Below are 3,306 nucleotides of genomic sequence, written 5' to 3'. Positions count from 1 at the left end.
GTCGCCTGACACGCCGCCTTCGCGAGCAAGCCCGCTCCCACAGGGTTTGTGTTCAATTGACCAGGCTCTGCAATAGGCGAGGAGTTTTAGGCGGTGCTGTCTCGCTCTCCTCCGGCACATCACCCCCCGCCCCCAACCCGCCACCCAACGCCGTCACCAGCTCCGCATGGGCACTCAATCGCGCCGCCTGCACCTGCTGCTGGACCTGCTGCTGTTTGAACAGCAACGTCTGCGCATTGAGCACGTTGAGGTAATCGGTGAGCCCGCGCTGGTAGGCGATCATCGCGATGTCGTAGGTCTTCTGCGCCGTGGCCACTGACTCGGCGGCGAAAGCTTGCTGCTTGTCCATAGATTCGCGGCGGATCAACTGATCGGAGATGTTCTTCAGTGCATTGACCAGAGTCTGGTTGTACCTGGCCACGGCCATGTCGTACCCCGCCGAAGCCTCACCCAGTTCGGCGCGCAGACGACCGCCGTCGAAGATCGGCAGGGAAATCGCCGGGCCCACGCTGTAGTTGAGTTTCTTGCCGGTCAGGAACTCCAGCGCCCCGCCGCCGGTGGCCATGTAACCGAGGCTGCCGACCAGATCGACGTTGGGGTAAAAACCGGCGTGGGCCACATTGATGCCCCGGGCCTGCGCCGCCACTTGCCAGCGACTGGCAACCACGTCCGGTCGCTGGCCGAGCAGTTGCGCGGGCAACGCCGAGGGCAATTTCAGCGCGGCGCCAAGCTTCAGCGTCGGACGCTGCAACTGCGCGCCCTCGCCCGGCCCCTTGCCTGCCAGCGCGGCCAGCTGATTGCGGCTCAGGGCGATCTCTTCGTCCAGCGCATCGATCTGCCGGTGGGTTTCCGGCAGCGGCGTCTGCGCCTGGCTGACTTCGAAGTGAGTGCCGATGCCGCCGTTCAAGCGCTTTTGCGCCAGATCGAGAATCTGCTGTTGCTGATGCAGGGTCGCTTCGACGATGTCCCGCTGCGCGTAGTGCAACGACAGCTCGATGTAGACCCGCACGATATTGTTCTGCAATTCGAGCTGGGCCTGACGCGCTTCGGCGACGGCCATATGGGCGATGTCCACCGCGCGCTCGGTGTTGTTGCTCTCGCGTCCCCACAGGTCGAGGGCGTAGCTGAAGCCCAGCGCGGCGTTGTTGTCCCAGGTGGTGGTGTTGGCCAGATCGCCCGGGCCGTAGAACGGGTCGGTGGGCCAGTTGTGGCGTTTAAGGGTGGACTCGCCATTGATCTGCAGCGATTCGGCGGACTCGGCGACACCGGCCATCGCCTTGGCCTGACGCACCCGCGCCGCGGCCATGGCCATGCTCGGGCTGCCCTGTACGGCAAGGTCGACCCAGCGATTCAACTGCGGGTCGCGATAGGCCTGCCACCATTGAGCGGTGGGCCAGTGCGCATCCTGGGCGGCGCTCTGGATGGCTTCGTCGGTGGCCAGTGAGTTGGCCTCCAGCGCCTTGCCCTGCGGGGCAATACCTCCGGTTCCGATGCAGCCGCTGATTGCCAGGGTTAAAGCCAAAACACTGAGCGACTCGAGCGCTCTGCTGATGCGACGCGGCACTGCTGAAGATTCCTGAGATTTGGAAAAATCCTGTAGGAGCGAGGCTTGCCCGCGAAGACGGTCTGTCAGGCGATAAAGTTGCTGACCGCAAGGCCGCCTTCGCGGGCAAGCCACGCTCCTACGTGGAGCTGCCGAAATTCTATGGGCAGCCGTTTCAATCGATAAGCTGGGAATCCTGTGATTCTTTGTTACCGTTAACGAGATAATCCCTAAGTCGGGGGTCTCAGCCCCTGAAACTTCGTGTCACAATTTGCCATCGAACCCGAGAGCACCCCATGGACACTTTGCAAAACATGCGCGCCTTCAGTTACGTGGCCGAGGCCGGCAGTTTCACCGCCGCCGCCGTGCAACTGGACACCACCACCGCCAACGTCTCGCGCGCGGTCTCCAACCTGGAAGCCCACCTGCAAACCCGCCTGCTCAACCGAACCACCCGACGCATCGCCCTGACCGAAGCCGGCAAGCGCTACCTGCTGCGCTGCGAACAGATCCTGGCCTACGTCGAAGAGGCCGAAGCCGAAGCCAGCGATGCCCACGCCCGCCCGGCCGGACAACTGAAAGTGCACACCATGACCGGTATCGGCCAGCACTTCGTCATCGACGCCATCGCCCGCTACCGCAAGACCCACCCGGACGTGACCTTCGACCTGACCCTGGCCAACCGCGTCCCGGACCTGCTCGACGAGGGCTACGACGTGTCCATCGTCCTCGCCAGCGAACTGCCGGACTCGGGTTTCGTGTCCCAGCGCCTGGGCATCACCTACAGCATCGTTTGCGCCTCCCCGGCCTACGTCAAAGCCAACGGCTGCGCACAAAAACCCGCCGACCTGCTCAACCACTCCTGCCTGCGCCTGGTCAGCCCGGTCATCCCCCTGGAAAAATGGGCCTTCGACGGCCCGGACGGCCAGGAAATGGTCACCATCAACAACTCCCCTTTCCTGGTGAACTCCGCCGACGCCATGAAAACCGCAATCACCAGCGGCATGGGCGTCGGCGTCCTGCCCCTCTACGCCGCCATCGAAGGCCTGCGCAACGGCTCGCTGGTGCGCGTCATGCCCAAATACCGCTCCCAGGAACTGAACCTGTACGCCATCTACCCATCCCGGCAGTACCTGGATGCGAAGATCAAGACCTGGGTCGAATACCTGCGCGGATCCCTGCCGGAGTTGTTGGCGGCGCATCAGGCGGAACTAGCGGCGTATGAACTGAGCGGCAGCCTGGCCGGAGCCCGGGTCGCCACCTGATCCCTGTGGGAGCGAGCCCGCTCGCGATGGTGGTCAACGATGACGCTGGCTGCCTGAATGTCCGCGGTGTCCGGGCATTCATCGCGAGCAGGCTCGCTCCCACAGTTTTTGGCTGGGTACATTCGGGAAATCGGGTTGCCTGTGAGGCCGTCTTCGCGAGCAAGCCCGCTCCCACAGTGGTTCGATGTGTATCCGTGAAATCAGCTCGGATGGCAGGCCGTCATCGCTGGCAAGCCAGCTCCCACAAGTTTGTGGTCATACACAAATCTGTGGGCGACCTCGAACCACTGAGGAGCTGACGAGTGAAACGAGGCTGCGATCTTTCAAGATCAAAAGATCGCAGCCTTCGGCAACTCCTACACGGGAATGCGAACACCAGCCAGGTCGAGTGTCAGCTCGCCTCGAGCGCTTTTGCTTTGGCTTTTGATTTTGATCCACCCGCCCCTTCGGCAGGCTGAGTGGAGGCGTTCATCCGGGGGTCAGGCGCGCAGCGCCGTG

Annotated in this window: 2 protein-coding genes; one reads left to right on the top strand and one right to left on the bottom strand. The window is 63.2% G+C overall.

Annotated features, from left to right (window positions below; translation table 11 throughout):
- Positions 1-52 precede the first annotated feature (52 nt).
- Complete coding sequence (locus tag K9857_RS30065; protein ID WP_224542169.1) at positions 53-1,564, bottom strand: efflux transporter outer membrane subunit; 1,512 nt, start codon at positions 1,562-1,564, stop codon at positions 53-55.
- 275 nt (positions 1,565-1,839) lie between these two features.
- Here K9857_RS30065 and K9857_RS30060 point away from each other — a divergent pair, with 275 nt between their 5' ends.
- Positions 1,840-2,808, top strand: coding sequence for a LysR family transcriptional regulator (locus K9857_RS30060; protein ID WP_224542167.1), 969 nt, complete (start codon positions 1,840-1,842; stop codon positions 2,806-2,808).
- Positions 2,809-3,306: the final 498 nt, after the last annotated feature.

This window comes from Pseudomonas sp. REP124 (genome assembly GCF_020164475.1).
In the GTDB taxonomy this organism is placed as follows: Bacteria; Pseudomonadota; Gammaproteobacteria; order Pseudomonadales; family Pseudomonadaceae; genus Aquipseudomonas.
The sequence above is the reverse complement of the archived record's forward strand: the minus strand, read 5'-3'. Positions and strand labels throughout refer to the sequence as shown.